Source organism: Microcoleus sp. AR_TQ3_B6 (assembly GCF_036702785.1).
Classification (GTDB): domain Bacteria; phylum Cyanobacteriota; class Cyanobacteriia; order Cyanobacteriales; family Microcoleaceae; genus Microcoleus.
Map to the genome: position 1 here is coordinate 1 of NZ_JAUBVJ010000216.1, position 2,297 is coordinate 2,297.

At 41.6% G+C, this 2,297-nt stretch carries 1 protein-coding gene; it reads right to left on the reverse strand.

Features of this window, described 5'->3' with window-relative positions; translation table 11 throughout:
* A partial coding sequence (locus QUB56_RS36740; protein WP_332961276.1) for an AAA family ATPase occupies positions 1-2,297 on the reverse strand: 2,297 nt, incomplete at both ends.

Here is a 2,297-nt window from a genome sequence, read left to right on the forward strand (position 1 = left end):
GATCGCTCATTTGAGGCAGATCAACTAAATCCTCAATTCGCTTCCCGTTTAAAATGGCCACAGTTTCTCCTAATGCCTGCCCAATATCTGACGGGGTTGGCCCAGAAGGAAACTCGACCCCTAACAGCTTTAAAACTTGTAGCGCTGTATTAACCGCTTCTAGTAGCCTGTTCTGGCTTATGTAAGCTTGGATCTGGACTTCGTAGACTTTTACTTTGTCCAGCAGCATTTTGGCGCAGTTTTGTACTATTTCAACCAATCTCTGCATTCGGTCAAAATCACCTCTCAAAAAAGCTACCTCTGCTGCTTCCTCATGCAACGCTAATGTCACTTCGTACTGACTGTTCCAGCTATCTTCTAATAACAGTCTCAACCCTGCTTGCAAATATTTAATCGCCGACTCATGGGCTGTAGCTGCTTTGGCTTTTTGACCAGCAATTAAATTTAGTTTAGCGATTTCAGTGCGTTCGGATTCGTCGCTAACCAGTTCAATTCCTAGATTCAAATGATCGACGATCGCAAATATCTCTTCCGCTCGTTTCTCCGGCGAGGTATTTTGCCACAGCAGGCGACCGATTTGTAAGTGAACTGTTTTTTTAGAACTTTCCTCAATTAAAACATAACCTGCTTGTTGCACGCGATCGTGCAAAAACTTGTAAGTAGTAATGATTAGATGAGACTGAACAATTTCTTCTTCTGTTACGCCGAGTTCAGAAGTGGCTAAAATTAATCCATCTTGGAGCGCGGGCAATAGCTCTTGAAAAGTTTCGGCGGTAGATTTTTCGTTAACTATGGAGAGAGTATTTAAGTCAAAACTATTGCCCACACAAGCAGCTAACCGTAAAGCCTGCTGAGTTGAATCTGGCATTTTTCTCAATTTACCGACCATCAACTCAACGACGTTATCGGTAATCCCTACGGCTTCTATTTGTGAAATATTCCAATCCCAGTTTCTTTGCTCTGAATTAAAATTCAGGAGGTTTTCTTCATAGAGAGTTCTCAGAAACTGATTGACAAAAAAAGGATTGCCTTGAGTTTTACCGACAACTAACTCAGCTAGCGGCATGACTGATTTTCTGTCCTTACGCACAGTATCAGCTATCAAGTTAGTAATATGTTCGATATCTAAGGGAGTTAAGGTAATGTGGTTAATAGTCGCGCCTTGATTTTGCAGCCCCTCCAGAGTCATGATTAAGGGATGCGTGCGGCTAACTTCGTTATCTCGATAAGCACCCATTAGAAATAAATATTTTGTTTCCTCATCTGCCATCATTATTTCCAGCAGTTTCAGAGTAGCAGAGTCAGCCCACTGCAAATCGTCTAGAAAAATGACTAAGGGGTGATCGACACAACAAAACACCCGGATAAATTTTTGAAATACTAAATTAAAACGATTTTGCGCTTCCGTAGCACCTAACTCTTGGACGGGTGGCTGTTTGCCAACAATGAATTCTACGTCGGGAATGACATCTATAATGATTTGACCGTTATCACCAAACGCCGCTAAAAGTTTTTCTTTCCAGGCGCCCAGTTGCGTTTCGCTTTCAGTTAATAGTTGCTTGACTAATGACCCAAAAGCTTTAACAATAGCTGAGTAAGGAATATTGCGTTGAAATTGGTCGAATTTCCCGGCAATAAAATAACCGCTTGCCTTAGTAATCGGTCTATAAACTTCTTGCACTAAGGCTGATTTGCCAATGCCCGAGTAACCCGACACTAACATGATTTCTGTTGTGCCATTGCTGACGCGCTCGAAGCCTGCTAATAAGGTTTCTATTTCTCGTTCTCTACCATAAAGTTTTTGAGGTATTTGAAACTTATCGGTAATATCTTTTTGGGCGAGCGCAAAATCTGCAATCGTTCCTTTAGCCTGTAGCTGTTCCAGACATTCTTCTAAATCTGCGATAATTCCCCAAGCACTTTGGTATCTTTTCTCTGCCGTTTTTTCTAACAGTTTTACTACAATATCAGAAACCGCTTTAGGAATTTCTGGATTGATTTCATGGGGCGGCACTGCTTGTTTAGCAATATGACAGTGGACTAATTCCATTGCATCGTCGTAATCCCATGGCACTTGCCCCGTTAGCAGTTCGTAAAAAGTGACTCCTAATGAGTAAAAATCCGTGCGGTAGTCGATCGCTCTGTTCATTCTGCCTGTTTGTTCCGGCGATATATAGCTGAGAGTGCCTTCTAAAACATTAGGATTTTTTAGGGTAGGATTCTCACGCGATAAGACAGTAGAAATGCCAAAATCTATGATTTGGACTAGCCCTGTTGTCGAGTTAATAATAATATTG